Origin of the sequence: Citrobacter sp. BDA59-3 (assembly GCF_015167655.1) — a bacterium.
GTDB classification, from domain to species: Bacteria; Pseudomonadota; Gammaproteobacteria; order Enterobacterales; family Enterobacteriaceae; genus Phytobacter; species Phytobacter diazotrophicus.
In genome coordinates, this window is record NZ_CP063427.1 from 1,455,211 (window position 1) to 1,473,891 (window position 18,681).

General features: G+C 53.4%; 18 protein-coding genes. 8 read left to right on the forward strand and 10 right to left on the reverse strand.

What is annotated here, in order from left to right:
* Positions 1 to 84 precede the first annotated feature (84 nt).
* Positions 85 to 894: a ribonuclease I gene (rna, locus tag IP582_RS06760; RefSeq protein WP_193795475.1), complete on the reverse strand. Its 810-nt coding sequence runs from the start codon at positions 892 to 894 to the stop codon at positions 85 to 87.
* 97 nt (positions 895 to 991) lie between these two features.
* Positions 992 to 2,365, reverse strand: coding sequence for an anaerobic C4-dicarboxylate transporter DcuC (gene dcuC / locus IP582_RS06765; protein WP_041852151.1), 1,374 nt, complete (start codon positions 2,363 to 2,365; stop codon positions 992 to 994).
* Positions 2,366 to 2,716: 351 nt separating this feature from the next.
* On the opposite strand from dcuC, the gene IP582_RS06770 reads away from it, so the two are divergent.
* The 6 genes from IP582_RS06770 to cspE all read left to right on the forward strand — a co-directional run bounded on the left by IP582_RS06770 (position 2,717) and on the right by cspE (position 9,806).
* Complete coding sequence (locus IP582_RS06770) at positions 2,717 to 3,127, forward strand: DUF2946 domain-containing protein (protein ID WP_193795476.1); 411 nt, start codon at positions 2,717 to 2,719, stop codon at positions 3,125 to 3,127.
* Between the two features lie 54 nt (positions 3,128 to 3,181).
* Complete coding sequence (locus IP582_RS06775) at positions 3,182 to 3,526, forward strand: copper-binding protein (RefSeq protein WP_107223631.1); 345 nt, start codon at positions 3,182 to 3,184, stop codon at positions 3,524 to 3,526.
* A 10-nt stretch (positions 3,527 to 3,536) separates the two neighbouring features.
* Positions 3,537 to 4,793, forward strand: coding sequence for a TolC family protein (locus IP582_RS06780; RefSeq protein WP_193795477.1), 1,257 nt, complete (start codon positions 3,537 to 3,539; stop codon positions 4,791 to 4,793).
* Positions 4,790 to 6,262 carry an efflux RND transporter periplasmic adaptor subunit gene (locus tag IP582_RS06785; protein WP_193795478.1) on the forward strand — a complete coding sequence of 491 codons (1,473 nt, stop codon included), beginning with the start codon at positions 4,790 to 4,792 and terminating at the stop codon, positions 6,260 to 6,262. The genes IP582_RS06780 and IP582_RS06785 overlap by 4 nt, the downstream gene beginning before the upstream one ends.
* The gene (locus IP582_RS06790; protein ID WP_193795479.1) at positions 6,259 to 9,378 is read left to right on the forward strand and encodes an efflux RND transporter permease subunit; all 3,120 of its coding nucleotides are present in this window, start codon (positions 6,259 to 6,261) and stop codon (positions 9,376 to 9,378) included. Before IP582_RS06785 ends, IP582_RS06790 begins: the two co-directional genes overlap by 4 nt.
* Before the next feature lie 218 nt (positions 9,379 to 9,596).
* Positions 9,597 to 9,806, forward strand: coding sequence for a transcription antiterminator/RNA stability regulator CspE (gene cspE, locus IP582_RS06795; RefSeq protein ID WP_012542460.1), 210 nt, complete (start codon positions 9,597 to 9,599; stop codon positions 9,804 to 9,806).
* 55 nt (positions 9,807 to 9,861) lie between these two features.
* Here the strand turns inward: cspE and crcB are convergent, their stop codons facing one another.
* Positions 9,862 to 10,245 (reverse strand): fluoride efflux transporter CrcB, encoded by a 384-nt coding sequence (gene crcB, locus IP582_RS06800; protein WP_041852145.1) that lies wholly within the window; start codon positions 10,243 to 10,245, stop codon positions 9,862 to 9,864.
* A gap of 88 nt (positions 10,246 to 10,333) precedes the next feature.
* On the opposite strand from crcB, the gene IP582_RS06805 reads away from it, so the two are divergent.
* The gene (locus IP582_RS06805) at positions 10,334 to 11,122 is read left to right on the forward strand and encodes a deaminated glutathione amidase (RefSeq protein ID WP_193795480.1); all 789 of its coding nucleotides are present in this window, start codon (positions 10,334 to 10,336) and stop codon (positions 11,120 to 11,122) included.
* A gap of 127 nt (positions 11,123 to 11,249) precedes the next feature.
* On the forward strand, positions 11,250 to 11,453 hold the full coding sequence (tatE, locus tag IP582_RS06810) for a twin-arginine translocase subunit TatE (RefSeq protein WP_193795481.1): 204 nt from the start codon (positions 11,250 to 11,252) through the stop codon (positions 11,451 to 11,453).
* A gap of 75 nt (positions 11,454 to 11,528) precedes the next feature.
* On the opposite strand, the gene lipA is transcribed toward tatE, so the two are convergent.
* The 7 genes from lipA to mrdB all read right to left on the reverse strand — a co-directional run bounded on the left by lipA (position 11,529) and on the right by mrdB (position 18,680).
* Positions 11,529 to 12,494 carry a lipoyl synthase gene (lipA, locus tag IP582_RS06815; RefSeq protein WP_079498387.1) on the reverse strand — a complete coding sequence of 322 codons (966 nt, stop codon included), beginning with the start codon at positions 12,492 to 12,494 and terminating at the stop codon, positions 11,529 to 11,531.
* 209 nt (positions 12,495 to 12,703) lie between these two features.
* Positions 12,704 to 13,657 carry a YbeF family transcriptional regulator gene (locus IP582_RS06820; RefSeq protein WP_041852141.1) on the reverse strand — a complete coding sequence of 318 codons (954 nt, stop codon included), beginning with the start codon at positions 13,655 to 13,657 and terminating at the stop codon, positions 12,704 to 12,706.
* A 308-nt stretch (positions 13,658 to 13,965) separates the two neighbouring features.
* Positions 13,966 to 14,607, reverse strand: coding sequence for a lipoyl(octanoyl) transferase LipB (gene lipB / locus IP582_RS06825; RefSeq protein WP_193795482.1), 642 nt, complete (start codon positions 14,605 to 14,607; stop codon positions 13,966 to 13,968).
* Between the two features lie 88 nt (positions 14,608 to 14,695).
* Complete coding sequence (ybeD, locus tag IP582_RS06830) at positions 14,696 to 14,959, reverse strand: DUF493 family protein YbeD (protein WP_007373847.1); 264 nt, start codon at positions 14,957 to 14,959, stop codon at positions 14,696 to 14,698.
* Between the two features lie 102 nt (positions 14,960 to 15,061).
* Entirely contained in the window at positions 15,062 to 16,273 is a 1,212-nt protein-coding gene (dacA, locus tag IP582_RS06835; protein WP_041852139.1) for a D-alanyl-D-alanine carboxypeptidase DacA, read from the reverse strand.
* Positions 16,274 to 16,411: 138 nt separating this feature from the next.
* Entirely contained in the window at positions 16,412 to 17,557 is a 1,146-nt protein-coding gene (gene rlpA, locus IP582_RS06840; RefSeq protein WP_193795483.1) for an endolytic peptidoglycan transglycosylase RlpA, read from the reverse strand.
* Positions 17,558 to 17,567: 10 nt separating this feature from the next.
* Positions 17,568 to 18,680: a peptidoglycan glycosyltransferase MrdB gene (gene mrdB / locus IP582_RS06845; RefSeq protein WP_041852137.1), complete on the reverse strand. Its 1,113-nt coding sequence runs from the start codon at positions 18,678 to 18,680 to the stop codon at positions 17,568 to 17,570.
* Between the last annotated feature and the right edge of the window lies 1 nt (position 18,681).

Genomic DNA, 18,681 nt, shown 5'->3' on the forward strand with positions numbered 1-18,681 from the left:
CGGATGATACTGAGACTGCACGCAACTTTGAAGTGACTTAGCTCACATTTGCCGGGTTTATGTGTTTAACCCGAAGGGGGAGGATTAATAACCGACGCTGTCGATAATAAAGTCGTTCCCGCAGTTACCCGGATGCGGTTGCGCCAGCAGGGATTTCGCGGAAAGTGGCTCGTTGATCCCCTGCGCATCAATGGCGATTTGCATTTCGGTAAGATACGCCGGATTACCGTTACAGGTCAGTTTTACCGCTTTAACACTGTTATCGCCCCATGCCTTAGCAACGGCGGCGTCAAAATCGCTACGGCTGACGTGTTTACCGTAATTGTTCGCCAGGAAAAGCCCCAAAGCACTGCGTTTCACTTCCTGATTCAGACGTACCATCGTCCCGAATAAAGCGTCCGGGTCGAAGCCGAAACAAACGCCGTGTTTAGCGTATTCGTAACGTTCGAGACAAGATGCGCCGCCTGCGCCGGGCATTACCGTGTTGAGCTTATTGGCCATTTCAAGTGACATCCCGGTTTCGGCAGCAGAACATTTCTGGCTGATTTTCGCCTCTGGCATATTGGGAACAGGTCGCGTGGCGCAGCCATATCGCATCCAGCGCTTTTCATCCACGCCGCGGGCGGCAATAGATTTCGGCAGGCCGGGCCACAGGCCGTGAACGGTTAGAAAATCGATTTTTTGCGGTAGCTCTTTTTGCAGTCGGCATTCCTGCGGCTCGCGCCCTCCACGGTCATGCTGACTCTGGCAAAAACCGGTTTGCCACGAAAGTGCCAGCACGTAGCGGTCAAAGTCACCGTACTGTTTGGGCTCGAGTGGGGCAGCGTGAGCGGGGGCGAGCGACAGCATCGCCATGGCGACACCCAGACTGGCGACGAGTCCCTTTCTGAACATTTCTGATCCTGATGATTGTGTTTAAATAATTTCCGTAGGTTATTAAAGCACAAAAAGCGCCGGAGGGGCGCTTTTTGCGTTATGGCAGGACAGACCGTTAGTGCACGGCAGCGCCGGGAACCAGGATCTCTGTTGCCACGATCACCACAATCAGACCCACAATGACCGGTACGGATGTCCGTTTAACCACTTCAAACGGAGAGATATTGGCCATACCTGCTACAGCAACCACCACGCCGGATACTGGTGAAATGGTGCGGCCAAGGTTAGAGGCCTGCAGCATCGGAATAGAAAGGTACGCCGGGTTGATGCCTGACTCATGTGCCAGTTTCGGGATCATCTCGACAAACGCGTAGAACGGCGCGTTACCAGAGCCCGTCGTCATCGCCGCCAGCATGGTGAGAATGACCAGTACCAGCATCAGAATGATACTTGCGGAACCAAACGAGGTGGCAATGGAGATAAGACTCTGGATAAAGCCAATCGTGCTGAGACCCTGCGCGAAAACACCGGCGGCAACTAACAGCATTACCACGCCAGCAAACGCATCTGCCATGCCGCGATAGGCTACTTCCAGACCGGAAAAGACGTTTTGTGTATTGAAACCGCGGAAAAATTCCAGCACTGCGGCGAGCAGCATGCAGATCACCAGGATAGTGATGATATGCAGTTCCGGCCCCCATTTACCGTCGAAAATCAGCACGCCGATGATCGGCGTAAACGGCAGAATGGCATAGAAAGATGGGGCGGTGGTGGTGATGTCTTTCACATCCAGCATCTCTGCGGTGATGTTCTCTTTTTTATCCAGATAGCGCTGCCAGAAATAGTGGGCGATGGCCATAAAGATAATGGCAGCGATGGAGATCGGCAGCGTCGTTTTAAACGCGAAGTCGATGAGCGGCATTTCAGCGGCTTTCGCGGCTAAAACGACATCCCCGGAGGTTGGAGATAAAATAATCGCGGCCGGAGAGGCACAAATAGCAGCGGCAGCCCCGCGGCTTATCCCCACGTTCACCATCACGGGGAAAAGCGTTGCCATTAATAACACGCCAAGGCCAGTGGCCGAGGAGACCGCCAGGGACATCAGGCAAGCGACGAAATAGGCGGCAATCATTAATAAATAAGGCGAGTTAATAAAACGCAGTGGGCGGGAGGCGAGCTTCACGACCATATCGTTGGCACCGATATGGGTCATATAGGCGGCAAACCCACACAGCATCATGATCATCATGCCCAGGTCGCCACCGCGGCTCATCAGCAAGATTTTGATGTATTCAACGATGTCTGTTGCGGTGTAACCCGTGCTGGTAGCACTGCCCGGCAGGACTTTATGCCCCATCAGCGCACTGACGATTAATAACGCCAGCCCGCCGACAAACAGCACGCCGGTGGCAGAATAACCTTTGATGATATAGCGTGCCACACCCACGATTACCACGACGCCAATCAGAAGTTCAATAAACGTTAACATAATGTTCTGGATCCCAGCGTAAAGAACATGAAAAATGACTACCGGAAAAGGAAGAAACGCAATGTGCCGAATAACCGCTAATGAGTAGATGATTAAAATCAAGGAAGATTCGTTTTGCGTATATTATCGCGCATTTTTGCTTATTTTCCGCAAAATGACAAAAATACCGTTGCGGAAGTTCGCAAAAAACAATGGGCGTAATGGGATCTAAAAAGAAAATAAAAAGTTAATGGAATTAGTTTTTTTGGTTGCGAATAAATAAGCCACGTAAATTAATCAAAAAAAGCTTTAAAAAGAAAAATATCGGCGCCTATACTCGCTCCCGGTTCCCGTATTGATTGAAAGGTTATTATGTACACTGGCTGGATTAGTCGTTTACGCGTAATGAGGCGGCATCTGACGATGCTGCTGATCGCGTTCGGCTGGCTATTGATCCAGAGTCAGGTGGCCATAGCCTCGCATGATTGCGACCTGGATGTGCAGGGCGAAACGGTAATGACACAGCATTACGATCATATGATGACCGATAATGCGATGCAGCCGCCTGCCCATCAAATGAAAGCGCCTCTGTGCGACAAGCATTGCGTACCGGATGTGGCGCAAAAAGACAGCGGTCATCAGACGCCAGTCGCGCTACCTGTCAGCATGACACTGGTCGTCGCCAAACCCCTTTGTGTTGATACCGTCCGTGAGGGCTGGTCGCTCACACCTCCCGCAGCAGGGCCGCCGGCAACCATCCGTTTTTGCCGGTTTCGCGAGTAGAAAACTGTTAATTCGTTGAATTTTAATTAATTTTCGATTAACAGGAGTTTTACGATGCGTTCTTCTATTTTTCGCGCGCTGACAGGTGTGCTGGCTGTACTCTCTTTTTCCGCCGTGCAAGCGCACGCCATGAACCACGACATGAATCACGACATGGCGCAGCACACCGCCATGCAGGCGCATGTTTACCACGCCCAGGGCGTTATCAAAAAAATCACGCCGCAGTCCGTTTCTATCGCTCATAAAGCCATCCCAGATCTCAACTGGCCGCCGATGACCATGCAGTTTGATCTGTCGGAAGCTGCGCCATCGCAGTTGGCTGTGGGCGAAAAGGTTGACTTCGCGTTTGTGCAGAACGCGAACGGTTACCAGATCGTTTCTCTGACGCCGCAAGAATAACGGGGGCAGGATGAAACGATACTCCCTGAGCCTGGTGCTCGGCGGGGTGTTGCTGGGCCTGGTGTGCTCCGCCGCTTCGGCGGAGCCACTGACGCTCACGCAGACCCTCGCCGCTGCAGAACGCTACTCTGCCGAATTATCCGCTAATCGCAATGAAGCGCGGGCGCTGGATGCAATGGCAGATTCGGCCCGTCAACTTCCCGACCCGAAGCTGAAATTCGGTATTGATAACCTGCCTGTACAGGGCAGTAACGCACGCCGTTTTACCCGTGAAGGCATGACCATGCAGCGCATCGGCGTGATGCAGCAATACGTCAGTGCTGAAAAACGCGATCGCAAAGCTGACACGCTGCTGGCACAGGCGCAAAGCGTGAACGCGAAATCCTCGGTGGCGCGTGCGAATTTGCAACGCGATGCGGCGCAGGCGTGGCTGGATCTCGCGCTCTCCACGCGTGCTCTGCAAACCGCGCGCAAATTGCTGGCGGAAACGACCGCACAGCAGGGGGCGCAAAAAGCCAGCGTCAGTGCGGGTAACGCGGCACCTGATAGCGTGCTTGCTTTCCAGATTGGCCTGAGTGCGATGCGCGACAAAGTCACCCTTGCGGAACGTGACGTGCAGGTGGCCCGGACTCGCCTGACCCAACTAACCGGACAGCCCGTTACCACTATCGCTGGTGACTTACCTCGCTATGAACGCCTGCCTGCCGACGAGCAAACACTGGAACAGGGCGTCGCACTGCATCCGGAAATGATTGCCGCCGCCAGCGAAGCTAACAGTGCGAAGGCGCGCTCTGCCGAGTCCGCTGTTGCCGCCATCCCGGATGTGGAAGTGGAAGTCTGGTATGGCCGTCGCGCCGAAGGGTATGAAGACATGGCCGGGGTGATGTTTACCGTCGACCTTCCCCTTTTCAAATCACAGCGTCAGGACAAAGACCATGCGGCGGATATCTCCCGCTCAATGCAGGCCAACGATCAACTGGCACAGACCGAACGCGAACATGTGGCGCAGGTTCGCACCTTGATTGCTGAGTACAACGCCGCCCAGGCGCTGTGGATGCGTCAGCGCGACGATGTCTTACCGCTGGTACGCAAACGCGCCTCGCTGATGGCGGCGCAGTACCGCGCCGGGCAGACACAGTTGCCTGAATTGCTGGATGCGCGCCGCACGGTTCTTGACAGCGAACTGGCGGTTTATCAGGCGGAAAAAGAGATGGCACGGACATGGGCCGCCATCCATTGGTTGATTCCTCAGGAGCTGGCGCAATGAAAAAAACAGTTTTAGCGATTCTGATTGCCGCCTGCGTGGCAGCGGCGGCGGGCTATGTCGCAGGCCGACAACAGGTCGCGCTGACAGCAGACAACCACGATCACGCCAGCGCTAACGCGGAACGAAAAGTCCTCTACTGGTACGACCCCATGGTGCCGGGGCAGCGCTTCGATAAACCGGGGAAATCGCCTTTTATGGATATGCCGCTGGTGCCGCGTTATGCGGATGAAGGGCCGACCGACAATGGTGTCAGCGTGAGTGCGCGTCAGCAGCAAAACCTTGGGATGACCACTGCGGGTGTTGAGAAGCGCGTACTGGCTCCCGCTTTTTCTGCTTTTGCGACGGTGACAACCGATGAGCGCAGCATCCAGACGATCTCTGCTCCCGCCAATGGCGTAGTAGAAAAACTGTTTGTTCGTGCGCCTCAGCAGTGGGTGAAAAAAGGCGAGCCGCTGGCGCAATTATGGATCCCGCAATGGACGACGGCGCAGCAGGAGTATCTGGCAGTACGTCAGCTAGGTGACGGTGCGTTGACACGTGCGGCGCGTGACCGACTGGCGTTGCAGTTTATGCCAGAAGCGACAATTCTGGCGGTAGAGCGCAGCGGCAAACCGCAAACTCGCCTGACGCTGCGCGCCGATCGCGCGGGTTATGTCGTGAAACTGGATTCACGGGAAGGGGCGCAGGTTGCTCAGGCACAAACGCTATTTGAACTTGCCAGCCTCGACCCCGTCTGGCTGGTGGTGGATTACCCACAAAGTCAGGCACAAACCCTGAGTGCAGGCAGCGAGATCATCGCGCGCTCCTCAAGCTGGCCGGGTGAGCAATTTCATGGCCGGGTGAGCGAGCTACTGCCACAACTGGAAACCACCACGCGCACATTAAAAGCGCGCATCGTGCTGGATAACCCACAGCAAAAACTGAAACCCGGCATGTTCCTGACGGTGACGCAGCCGGAAACGTCGCAGCAGCCTGCGGTACTGGCGATCCCGGAAGAGGCGTTGATTGAAACCGGGGTGGCAACCAGGGTCTTGCTCGCCTCTGGCGAGGGGCACTTCCAGGCGGTGAAGGTGACGACAGGCAGAACATCGCAAGGCTGGACGGAGGTACTCTCCGGTCTTAAAGAGGGGGACAGCGTGGTCACTTCCGGGCAGTTCCTGATTGACTCCGAAGCCAGCTTACGCAGCGCCTTACCGGGAGACACGGCGCAGAGTGCGGTTCCCGACCAGAAACAGGCGCAAGAGTACGAAACCACCGGGGTGATCAAAGCCATTGATGCGGGCAGCATCACGCTGGCGCATCAACCCATTCCAGCGCTGAACTGGGGGGCGATGACGATGGATTTCACACTCAAAACGCCGGTTTCCACCCTCAAACCCGGCGACCGCGTGATGTTCAGTTTTACCCTTGATGATGAAAACGGCGCGGTGATCACCCACCTGATGCCTGCGACGGAGGCGATGAAATGATAGCCGCCATTATTCGCGCCTCTTTGCGTAACCGACTGCTGATCCTGCTTGCCGCGCTGGTATTGATGGGGTGGGGCATATGGTCGGTGCAGCGTGCGCCGCTTGATGCCTTACCGGATCTATCGGATGTGCAGGTGATTATTCGTGCCAGCTATCCGGGCAAAGCACCACAGATCATCGAAAACCAGGTTACCTGGCCGCTCACAACGGCAATGCTATCCGTGCCGGGTGCCAAAACGGTACGCGGTTACTCGATGTTTGGCGACGCCTACGTTTACGTACTGTTTGATGATGATACCGATCTGTACTGGGCACGTTCGCGGGTGCTGGAGAATTTAAGCCAGATCCAGACGTCACTGCCTGCCGGGGTTAACGTGGCGCTGGGACCGGATGCCACCGGGGTGGGGTGGATCTACGAGTACGCGCTGGTTGATCGCACAGGGAAACATAACCTTGCCGATCTGCGCGCATTGCAGGACTGGACGCTGAAATTTGAGCTGAAAACCGTACCCAACGTGGCGGAGGTGGCCAGCGTCGGCGGGATGGTTCGCCAGTACCAAATCGTACCGGATCCGGCTCGTATGCGGGCGTTGAATATCACCCATGCGCAGTTAATCACCGCCGTTCAGTCGGCGAACCAGGAGAGTAGCGGTGCGCTGCTGGAGATGGGCGAGGCCGAATTTATGGTGCGCACCACCGGTTATCTGCAGACGCTGGAGGATTTCCGCCATATCGTCATTACCAGCCGCGAGGGCGTGCCGGTTATGCTCTCAGATGTAGCCAGCGTGCGGCTTGGACCGGAGCTGCGCCGTGGGGTTGCGGAGTATAACGGTGAAGGGGAGGTGGCGGGCGGCATCATTGTGATGCGCTATGGCAAAAATGCGCTGGAAACCATTCATGCGGTAAAAGCAAAGTTACAGGCGGTGCAGAAGATCCTGCCTGCCGGGGTGGAAATCGTTCCTGTATATGATCGCTCTACCCTGATTGAGCATGCGGTAGAGACCCTGACCCATAAACTTATTGAAGAGTTTATTGTGGTGGCGCTGGTTTGTACGCTCTTCCTGTTTCATTTCCGCTCGGCGCTGGTGGCGATTGTATCCTTGCCGCTTGGCATCCTTGGCGCGTTTATTGTTATGCATTATCAAGGCATTAACGCCAATATCATGTCACTGGGCGGGATTGCCATCGCCATTGGCGCGATGGTGGATGCCGCGATAGTCATGATTGAAAACATGCACAAAGTGATGGAGCAGTGGCGGCACGATAACCCCGGACGCAAACTGGTGGCGGCGGATTACTGGCGTTTGTCGGAACAGTCTGCGGTGGAAGTCGGTCCCGCGCTATTTTGCAGCCTGCTTATCATCACCCTGTCGTTTATTCCGGTGTTTTCGCTGGAGGCGCAGGAAGGGCGAATGTTCTCGCCGCTGGCGTTTACAAAAACCTGGTCAATGGCCGTGGCGGCTGGCCTGGGTATCACTCTGGTGCCGGTGCTGATGGCTCTCTTCATTCGTGGGAAAATCCCGGATGAAAAAGCGAACCCCATCAACCGTTTTCTTATTCGTCTCTATGAGCCGCTGCTGGATAGGGTACTGAACTGGCCGAAAGCGACCATTGGTGTTGCTTTGCTGTTACTGCTTGCCACGCTCTGGCCGCTCAGTCGCCTGGGTAGCGAATTTATGCCACCGTTGAATGAGGGGGATCTGCTCTATATGCCGTCGACACTGCCGGGGATTTCCGCTCGGGAAGCGGCGAGACTGTTACAGCAGACGGACAGACTGATCAAAACGGTCCCGGAAGTGGAAAGCGTCTTCGGTAAAGCGGGCCGGGCAGAGAGCGCAACGGACCCGGCACCCTTAACCATGATTGAGAGCACCATTCGCTTTAAACCTCGCGAACAGTGGCGTCCAGGCATGACGCCGGAAAAACTGGTCGAGGAACTCGATAAAACGGTTAACCTGCCGGGGATTGCCAATGTCTGGGTGCCGCCGATTCGTAACCGACTGGATATGCTGGCGACCGGGATCAAAAGCCCCGTGGGGATAAAGGTGAACGGTAATAACATTGCCGATATCGAGCGAGTGGCTCAACACATCGAGCAGGTCGTGAAAACCGTGCCTGGCGTGACGTCGGCGCTGGCAGAGCGGCTGGCGGGCGGGCGCTATGTGGATATCAATATCAACCGTCAACAGGCCGCACGCTACGGCGTTTCGGTCAAAGAGTTGCAATCGCTGGTCTCAACTCTGGTGGGCGGGGAAAACGTCGGCGAGGTTTTGCAGGGGCGTGAGCGTTTCCCGATCAATATTCGCTATCCGCGTGAAATCCGCGACAACGTCGACGATCTTCGTGCGCTGCCAGTGATCACTGAAAACGGCAGTCAGATCGCGCTGGGCGAACTGGCGGATATTGTGGTGAAAGAGGGTCCACCGATGCTGAAAAGTGAGAATGCGCGCCTGTCGAACTGGATCTATGTCGATTTACGTGGTCGCGACCTTAAATCAGCCGTGGACGATATGCAGCAACGGGTTGCTGAACAGGTGACATTGCCGCAGGGGGTTACGCTCTCCTGGTCCGGTCAGTTTGAGTATCTGGAGCGGGCGACGGCGAAATTAAAAGTCGTTTTACCCGTCACGCTGATGATTATTTTTGTCCTGCTGTTTATCACCTTTAAGCGCATTTCCGACGCGTTATTAATCATGGGAACGTTGCCGTTTTCGCTGATTGGCGGCGTCTGGTTGTTGTGGCTATTGGGATACAATTTGTCCGTTGCGGGCGCTGTCGGCTTTATTGCGCTGGCGGGAGTGGCGGCAGAATTCGGCGTGATAATGGTGCTGTACCTCAATCATGCGCTGGAGAAATATCGCCAACGCGATCCGGATGGCGGTCAGTCGATGTTAAGGCGGGCCATTCATGAAGGGGCGGTGCTGCGCGTGCGGCCAAAAGTCATGACTGTTGCCACCATTATGGCAGGCCTGTTGCCGATAATGTGGGGCGGGGGAAGCGGTTCAGAGGTGATGAGTCGTATTGCCGCGCCCATGATCGGCGGCATGGTCACCGCGCCGTTATTGTCGATGTTTGTGATCCCGGCGGTGTATCAATTGCTTCATCGTCGTCGCTAATTCAGCGTTACAATGCCGCGTCTCGTTTCCGGGACGTAGCATTTTTGGGGTGGTTAATTCTTAACCATTGATGCGGATCCCAAATAAACGGTAGCTTTGAAAAAACTTAGCGACATTTATCACTTTTTGATGAATAACGACTGGACAAAAGTCTTCACAATTGTTGTACTGTAACTCGACACAGCATTTGTGTCGTTTTTCATGTAAAGGTAATATTGATGTCTAAGATTAAAGGTAACGTTAAGTGGTTTAATGAATCCAAAGGATTCGGTTTCATTACTCCGGAAGATGGCAGCAAAGACGTGTTCGTACACTTCTCTGCAATCCAGAGCAATGGTTTCAAAACTCTGGCTGAAGGTCAGCGTGTAGAGTTCGAAATCACTAACGGTGCCAAAGGTCCTTCTGCTGCTAACGTAATGGCTATCTAAGTTAGCAATAAGACAGAATTTCAAAACCCGCCTCTAAGGCGGGTTTTTTTTACCCTTAATTTGCATTCACGCTGGAAAACAACCAGAACGCGAGCGCCGTCATCGCAAATGATCCGAGCAGATTAACGGCCACGTTGAGCAAAGCCCAGCTAAAGCGTCCTTCCTGCAGTAAAAACACCACTTCGGCCGAAAATGTTGAAAAGGTCGTCAGACCGCCGCAAAAACCAGTGGTCAGCAACACCTTCCACATCGGGTCGATATGGGTCATGCGGTTAAACCAGGCCAGCCCCATGCCAATGATAAACGCGCCGGCTAAGTTCGCGGTCAGAGTCCCCAGCGGAATAGCGTGATGGGCGGGGTTAAATTTCATGCTGAGCGCCCAACGCGCCACGCTGCCAGTACCACCACCAATAAAGACAGCTAAAAGAAGTTGTAACACGGGAAAATCCTGCTATTTGATTTGTTAGAGTGGTGAGTGTAGCGCCGAAGCGCAAGGCTGGCTATGGCGACAGAATCAGGAGAAAACGATGATTGTTGCAGCAGGGCAATTTGTGGTTACCCCGGACTGGCAAACGAATGCCCGGACGTGTGTAACCTTGATGGCGCAAGCGGCACGCCAGCAGGCGTCGCTGTTGGTACTTCCAGAGGCGTTACTGGCGCGAGATGACAATGACCCCCATATGTCTGTGAAATCGGCTCAGACGCTGGATGGCGGTTTTTTAAGCCTGTTGCTGGAAGAGAGCCATCGCAATAAGCTGACAACCATACTGACCCTCCATGTGCCTTCTACGCCAGGCAGGGCGGTCAATACGCTGGTGGCGCTGCGCGAAGGGCACATCATTGCCCATTATGGAAAGCTTCATCTGTACGATGCATTTAACATGCAAGAGTCAGCTCGCGTGGATGCGGGGCATGAAATCGCACCATTAATTGACGTAGACGGGATGAAGGTTGGGTTAATGACCTGCTATGATCTGCGCTTCCCCGAGCTGGCATTGTCGTTGGCGCTACAGGGGGCAGACATTCTGGCGCTTCCTGCTGCCTGGGTTCGGGGCCCGCTCAAAGAGCGTCACTGGGCGACGTTGCTGGCTGCACGAGCACTGGACACGACCTGTTATATCGTTGCGTCAGGTGAATGTGGCAATAAGAATATTGGCCTGAGTCAGGTGGTCGACCCTCAAGGGGTGGTTATTGCCGCAGCGGGGGAAGCCCCGCAGCTCATCATGGCGGAGATTACGCAGCAGCGCTTATCGCAGACGCGGGAAAAACTACCGGTACTGCGAAACCGCCGTTTCGCTCCACCGCAACTGATGTGATGTTTTTTTAAACAACGCTTGATTCATCTCGTTACAGATTGCTATTGTGTGCGCGCGTCGAATGACCGTTAATGACATCAGGTTATAATGGTGCTTTACGCAGTCCGATTTATGAAAGAAGGTATCTATGGGTGAGATTAGTATTACCAAATTGCTGGTCGTGGCCGCACTGGTCATTCTGCTGTTTGGTACCAAAAAACTTCGTACGCTGGGCGGTGATCTGGGCACAGCGATCAAGGGCTTTAAAAAAGCCATGAACGACGATGACACCACGGCGAAGAAAACTGCGGAAGACGACGTTCCTGTCGAAAAGCTTTCTCATAAAGAGTAAGCCTGTTCGTGCAGCATAAAAAAACCGGCGCAATGGCCGGTTTTTTTATGGCAAGTGTAATCAGATATTACCGCATTATTTGACTTCAATACCTTTAGCTTGTAGGTCAGCGTGGTAGGACGAACGCACGAATGGACCGCATGCGGCATGGGTGAAGCCCATCGCCAACGCTTCCGCTTTCATTTCGTCAAACTCTTCCGGGCTTACATAACGCTGTACAGGCAGGTGGTGACGGCTTGGCTGCAGATACTGGCCCAACGTCAGCATGGTGACGCCGTGACGGCGCAGATCACGCATAACCTCGACGATTTCCGCATTGGTTTCGCCAAGTCCCACCATCAGACCAGACTTGGTTGGGATCTCCGGATGCGCTTCTTTAAAGCGTTCCAGCAGTTTCAGCGACCAGTTATAGTCTGCACCCGGACGGACCTGGCGGTAAACGCGCGGTACGTTCTCCAGATTGTGGTTAAACACATCCGGAGGGGTCGCCGTCAAAATATCCAGTGCACGGTCCATACGACCACGGAAGTCTGGAACCAGTGTCTCAATCTTGATTGCGGGGTTTTTCTCGCGAATCGCACTGATACAGTCAGCGAAATGCTGGGCACCACCATCGCGCAGATCGTCACGGTCTACGGAGGTAATCACGACGTAACGCAACGCCATATCAGAGATAGTTTGTGCCAGTTTTTTCGGCTCATTGGCATCCGGCGCAACAGGGCGACCGTGCGCCACATCGCAGAACGGACAACGACGCGTACAGATAGCGCCGAGGATCATAAAGGTTGCCGTGCCGTGATTGAAACACTCTGCCAGGTTCGGGCAGGACGCTTCTTCGCAAACCGAGTGCAGCCCATTCTTACGCATGGCCGCCTTGATGCCCTGAATACGGGACGAGTCAGCCGGAAGTTTGATTTTCATCCATTCCGGTTTTCTTAACAGGGCTTCGCGCTCTGTTGCCACGTTTTTAACCGGGATAAGGGCCATTTTATCGGCATCGCGGTACTTAACACCGCGTTCCATCACAATGGGTTTACTCATAGCGTGCGTGTTCCAGTTGCGGATAACGAAGTAAGTGTTTCAATTCAAGGGAATGTTGTATTTATCAACTATTTTTGAATTAATGACGTGCAGTATAGCACTGATAGAGGACAGAAAGCAGCCTGGCAACTCGGCAAAATGTAAAATAGTTGTTGTTTTGTACCCTTTGCCCGATGGTCATTGTCCTTTTTGCCAGGCTGATATGGACTTCAGAATGCGCGGCGAATAACGTTGATAACGTTTTCAAGCACGGGATCACGAAGGCTTAACTTATTGTAATACAAAGAAACATCCAGTCTTTCGTTACTGACTGGCGGAAAATCAATTTCCACCAGAGGCCAGCACGCGCTAAAAAGCTTGAACAGACGAGTCGGCATCAGCCCCAACATATCGCTGTTGCCAATCAGTGCTGCGATAGTGAACATATTGTAACTGCTAAAGCTGACGTGACGTTCAGGGAACAGATCCTGAACACGCTGACGCAACGCACTCAGGTTTTGTCCCTCTAGCATCAATAAGGTATGTTCATAGTGTTGCAGGACATCTTCGTTGATCGTCGAGCGCAGGCATGGATGCCCTTCGCGGCACACCAGCATCAGCCTGTCTGTATAGAGCGCATGATGGCTGAGAGTGCGTGCTGACGGGATATTGGTATCGATGATGAGATCGGTCTGGAACTGACTGAGCTGATTTTCGGCATCATGGATAGGGATATTGCGCATTACCAGATGTGGTGCGCTCTCTTTGATCGCCTGCCAGATGACGGGAATCACAATCGCGCCCAGCGAAGGCGGCGTGCCTATGGTGATGGTTCGCTGTTTATCATAACTCCCGGTGAGATCCAGCGCACCGAGAATCGATTCCAGACCCTGGCTGATATACTCATGTAAATGCGACGCATAGGCTGTTGGCGTCACGCCCTGGCCTTTACGAATAAAAAGCGGATCGGGAAATATTGTTCGTAATTTTTGAATGGATTGACTAATTGCGGACGGCGTCAGGTTAAGCACTCGCGCGGCATTCACAATCCCTTTGTGTACATATACTGCCTCAAAGATGGTCAATAAATTGAGGTCTATATTGCGTAACGTTCGGAAGATTTGCGGTTTATCATCTTCGGGTCGCTCGGCTATTCTCTGTTCCGGCAAGTTATTATAATCCACGCTTGTGCTCCGTAATCATTCACAATATGAATGATAGTTGAATTTATTATTTATGGTGATGTGTAATTTAAGCTGTTTTTTTCTTCACATATCATCATTATGGATGGTTTTCAGCATGATGCAGGACATTAAGCTTAAATTTAATCCGGCTACGCGCAATTCGACGTAGCAGCAAATGTGCCACGCGTTGCGAATTAACCTGATCAGGCAGGTATTTTGAAAATAGAGAAGAGCGCTGCGGTTGTAAAGTATAACTGGGGGAAATATATAACGACTTGCTTAAAAAGCAAGCCGCTATACATCATATATTAAGTACTGGTATATATATGTGGCGGATTGTTTAGCTGTGCTAAAAGATGGCTAATAAGCACAGGTCTTATTTTGTCCATATTGGCATCAGGCGCGAAATGTTTTACCTGTGTCATTTCCATTCCCGCATACCCACAAGGATTGATGCGTAAAAAAGGGGTTAGATCCATTGCAATATTTAACGCCAGGCCATGAAATGAGCAACCTTTACGGATGCGCAACCCCAGCGAACAGATCTTTTTATCCTGCACATAAACACCCGGAGCATCGGCGCGCGCACGCGCCTCAATACCCAATTCCGCCAGCGTATCGATGACAGTTTGTTCCATCACGGTGACGAGTTCGCGGACGCCAAGTTTGCGACGCTTGAGGTTTATTAATATGTACATGACCTGCTGACCGGGACCATGATAAGTAACCTGACCTCCACGATCGCTTTGTATTACCGGAATATCACCCGGAGAGAGCACATGCTCAGCTTTACCTGCCTGGCCCTGGGTGAATACCGGGTTGTGTTCAACCAGCCAGATTTCGTCAGGTGTGCTCTCGGTGCGGGTTTCCGTGAATTCATGCATTGCCTCCGACACAGGGTCGTAGGGCTGCAGGCCAAGGTTACGGATTAGGATTGTATCCTGAGACAAAACAGCATCTCCGGGAGAAGAAAAGGTGAGGGGAGTATATCACAGAGAGGGTGTTACCCGACCAGCGGCCCGGTAACACCTGGCTTCATTACAGCACCATACGAACAATTTCAATATTGCCCAGTTCTTCGTACAGTGTCTCAACTTGCTCAATATGGGTGGCGGTGATGGTGATGGATACCGAGTGGTAATTGCCTTTGCTGCTCGGTTTTACCTGCGGAGAGTAATCACCGGGCGCATGGCGCTGTACCACTTCAACCACCAGATCAACCAGCTCTGGTTTCGCCAGTCCCATCACTTTGTATGTAAAGGGAGTCGGGAATTCAAGCAGTTCTTTGAGATTGGTTTTCATGTCAGCTCCGGCGTAAAAATAATAACTCCTGCCGAAAGGGCAGGAGTTTATTGAGATGCTTAGTATATGGGGACGGAAATCACACTTTCAAGTGTTCGTTTTTTAGCCGAACCAGTGGTGGAACATCAGCTTGATATAGTCGATGATTTTGCCGAAGAAATTCCCTTCCTGAATTTCCTGCAGCACGACCAGAGGGCGTTGTTCGATGGTTTTGCCGTCCAACTGGAAGTTAATCGTGCCAACCACCTGATTTTTCTGCAACGGTGCGTGCAGTTCGCTGGTGCTTAAAACATAACTTGCTTTCAGGTCTTTCATGCGACCACGTGGGATTGTCAGGTATACGTCTTTATCAACACCCAACGAAGCGCGATCGTTATCACCGAACCAGGCTGGCTCAGAGGCGAACTCTTTGCCTGCTTTCAGCGGGCTTACGGTTTCGAAGAAACGGAAACCCCATGTCAGCAGTTTTTTACTTTCGGCCTCACGCCCTTTGAATGTTCTGCCACCCATGACTGCGGAGATCAGACGCATCTGGCCTTCGGTTGCAGAAGCCACCAGGTTGTAACCCGCTTTGTCTGTGTGACCCGTTTTAATACCGTCGACATTCAGGCTGTTATCCCACAGCAGGCCGTTACGGTTGGTCTGGCGGATACCGTTAAAGGTGAACTCTTTCTCTTTGTAGATGGAGTATTCGTTTGGCACATCACGAATCAATGCCTGGCCAATCAGAGCCATGTCACGCGCTGAGCTGTATTGCCCCTCAGCATCCAGACCATGAACCGTCTGGAAATGGGAGTTCTGCAGGCCAAGCGCTTTAACGTAGTTATTCATCAGACCGACAAAGGCGTCCTGGCTACCGGCAACATAATCGGCCATCGCCACACAGGCGTCGTTACCAGACTGCAGGTTGATACCACGGATGAGCTGGGAAACCGGAACTTGCATACCCGGTTTCAGGAACATCAGAGAAGAGCCACGGAACACCGGGTTGCCGGTCGCCCATGCGTCATTGCCGATAGTGACCAGATCGCTGTCTTTAAATTTACCCGCTTTCATTGCCTGGCCGATGACGTAGCTGGTCATCATTTTCGTCAGGCTGGCCGGATCGCGGCGTGAATCGGCGTTCTGTTCGGTCAACACCTTGCCGGAGTTGTAATCGATGAGGATCCAGGATTCGGCATCAATCTGTGGGGCGCCAGGAATCATGGTCTTGATGTTGAGATCATCGGCATGGGCTGCGCCGAGGGTTGCGGCAGTAAGTGCCGTGGTGAGCGCCAGGCGCTGTACGAAACGAACGGAGAGAGTGGTCTTCATGGTCTGAACAACGACATCCGTGATGGAGTTAAAAAAAGTGCCCTACTATAGCAAAAGCTATTCTGACAGGCATCCGACTTTCCGCATGACTTTGTTAATGCTGTTTACACTGGCTGACAAAGTCAGATGCCAAATCTGTTATTGCGCGTTGGTCACAAAAGACTGTAACTGCGCTTCATTTTGCAGACGCTGTTGTAATGCACTGGCGTCCGACTTATTGGTAAATGGACCAAGCTGAATACGCCACACAGCACCGTTTTGTACCACTCGCCCCGGCACAGAAAATTGTTGGGCCAGGCGCTGCTGGTACTGCTGCGCGCGAGTTTGATCGCTGACTGCGCCAACCTGCACCATATAGCTTCCGCTGGCCGCAACCGGCGCGGCTGATGTCGCAACGTGGCCCTGTACTGAACCTGGCGCGGTGACCGGCGCCGTCACAGGTGCGGTGCGTGTTACCGGTGCCGCTACCCCTGGCGCAGCGGCAACGGGGGGCGTGGTCTGCGTCGTCACCGCAGGCGCTGCGGGTTCGCTGCCCTCAAGCACGCCAGCATGTAGCGGCGTCGGCGCACCCAGGAAACCGCCGCTACTTACAGGCTTTGTGTTTTCGTCCCCTTTCAGCGTTGAATTGCTGATCATACGCACATTGTCAGGAGCAGGCTGCGGTTGTGACGCGCCATTACCGCTTAAATCCGGAAGTGCCGGCAGGGCATAGGTTTGCTTCGCGATAGTGGTACAAACCGTACCCGGACCGGACATGGAACCGTCCTGCGCCACAATGATCGGGTCGATGCGCACTTTGGTATTGTTCGACGTATTCAGGCGATCCGCTGCCGCACGTGACAATGAGATCACGCGATCGTTACCATAAGGGCCGCGATCGTTGATACGTACCACCACCATGCGGCCATTGGCCAGGTTGGTAATACGGGCATAACTCGGAACGGGCAGCGTCGGATGCGCGGCGGTCAGTTGTAACGGATCGAACGCTTCTCCCGTCGCGGTTAAATTGCTGCCTGGCTCCGCATCGTAGATAGCGGCGAACCCGGCCTGGCTGAACTGAGAAGGGTTCTGCACAATTTTGTAGCTTTTGCCGTCGCGCTCGTAATCCTGGTTTGCCGAAGGATTCGGCGTCTCAAAACGAGGCTCCGCGCCGCTGATTTCAACGACCGGACCGCTGCACACCGGAGTAGGCGGCGCGACCATCGTCTTTTGCTGACCATCATCACTTGAACATGACGCCAGCAATACTGCTGCTATACAGACACCTGGCCATTGCTTACGCATTGCGCACCCCTTATACGCTTTTTGATAACATCTTCCTGTGGGTATGAATCGACATCACGATACCAAACCCCGCCATCAGTACAATCAGGGCCGAGCCCCCGTAACTTACCAGCGGCAACGGTACGCCCACCACCGGCAAGATACCACTCACCATACCAATATTTACGAATACATAAACGAATAAAATCAACATCAAACCGCCCGCCATGACCCGGCCAAAGGTGGTTTGCGCGCGCGCGGCAATCCATAATCCACGCATGATCAGCAGTACATAAAGCCCGAGCAGGATCAAAATACCAATTAGCCCCAGTTCCTCTGCAAGGACGGCAAAGATAAAGTCGGTGTGGCGTTCAGGTAAAAACTCCAGCTGCGACTGCGTACCGTGCAGCCAGCCTTTCCCCTGCAACCCACCGGAGCCGATGGCGATTTTCGACTGAATAATATGATAGCCTGCGCCGAGCGGATCGGTTTCCGGATCGAGCAACATCATCACGCGCTGGCGTTGATAATCGTGCATCAGGAAGAACCACAATATGGGTATAAATGCCGCTATCAGCAGAACGGCCACCAGGATGAGGCGCCAGCTCAGGCCGGATAAAAAAAGCACGAAAAGACCGGACATAGCGATAAGAATGGCGGTACCGAGGTCGGGCTGGGCGGCCACCAGCAGCGTTGGCATAAATATCAGCACCAGCGCAATCGCGGTGTTTTTCAACGATGGCGGACAGACATCGCGGTTAATAAAACGCGCCACCATGAGCGGTACGGCAATTTTCGCAATTTCCGAGGGCTGGAAACGCACGATGCCTAAATCAAGCCAGCGCTGAGCGCCTTTGGATATCGCCCCGAAAGCATCAACGGCGACCAGCAGGATGACGCAAAAAACATACAGATAGGGTGCCCAGCCTTCATAGACGCGTGGTGGGACCTGCGCCAGTACAACCATCGCGATAAGGCCCATGGCTATCTGGCCGACTTTACGCTCCGTCATGCCGATATCCTGCCCGCTGGCGCTCCAGATAACCATCGCGCTATAGAACAGCAGAGCCAGCACAATCAGCAAGAAGGCGGGATCGATATGGATTTTATCCCAGAACGATTTTTTGTTCGGATTATCCGTCATG

Coding starts and splice junctions, on each gene's coding strand:
- rna (WP_193795475.1), bottom strand. CDS start 894: ATGTTCAGAAAGGGACTCGTCGCCAGTCTGGGTGTCGCCATGGCGATG.
- dcuC (WP_041852151.1), bottom strand. CDS start 2,365: ATGTTAACGTTTATTGAACTTCTGATTGGCGTCGTGGTAATCGTGGGT.
- IP582_RS06770 (WP_193795476.1), top strand. CDS start 2,717: ATGTACACTGGCTGGATTAGTCGTTTACGCGTAATGAGGCGGCATCTG.
- IP582_RS06775 (WP_107223631.1), top strand. CDS start 3,182: ATGCGTTCTTCTATTTTTCGCGCGCTGACAGGTGTGCTGGCTGTACTC.
- IP582_RS06780 (WP_193795477.1), top strand. CDS start 3,537: ATGAAACGATACTCCCTGAGCCTGGTGCTCGGCGGGGTGTTGCTGGGC.
- IP582_RS06785 (WP_193795478.1), top strand. CDS start 4,790: ATGAAAAAAACAGTTTTAGCGATTCTGATTGCCGCCTGCGTGGCAGCG.
- IP582_RS06790 (WP_193795479.1), top strand. CDS start 6,259: ATGATAGCCGCCATTATTCGCGCCTCTTTGCGTAACCGACTGCTGATC.
- cspE (WP_012542460.1), top strand. CDS start 9,597: ATGTCTAAGATTAAAGGTAACGTTAAGTGGTTTAATGAATCCAAAGGA.
- IP582_RS06805 (WP_193795480.1), top strand. CDS start 10,334: ATGATTGTTGCAGCAGGGCAATTTGTGGTTACCCCGGACTGGCAAACG.
- tatE (WP_193795481.1), top strand. CDS start 11,250: ATGGGTGAGATTAGTATTACCAAATTGCTGGTCGTGGCCGCACTGGTC.
- lipA (WP_079498387.1), bottom strand. CDS start 12,494: ATGAGTAAACCCATTGTGATGGAACGCGGTGTTAAGTACCGCGATGCC.
- ybeD (WP_007373847.1), bottom strand. CDS start 14,959: ATGAAAACCAATCTCAAAGAACTGCTTGAATTCCCGACTCCCTTTACA.
- dacA (WP_041852139.1), bottom strand. CDS start 16,273: ATGAAGACCACTCTCTCCGTTCGTTTCGTACAGCGCCTGGCGCTCACC.
- rlpA (WP_193795483.1), bottom strand. CDS start 17,557: ATGCGTAAGCAATGGCCAGGTGTCTGTATAGCAGCAGTATTGCTGGCG.
- mrdB (WP_041852137.1), bottom strand. CDS start 18,680: ATGACGGATAATCCGAACAAAAAATCGTTCTGGGATAAAATCCATATC.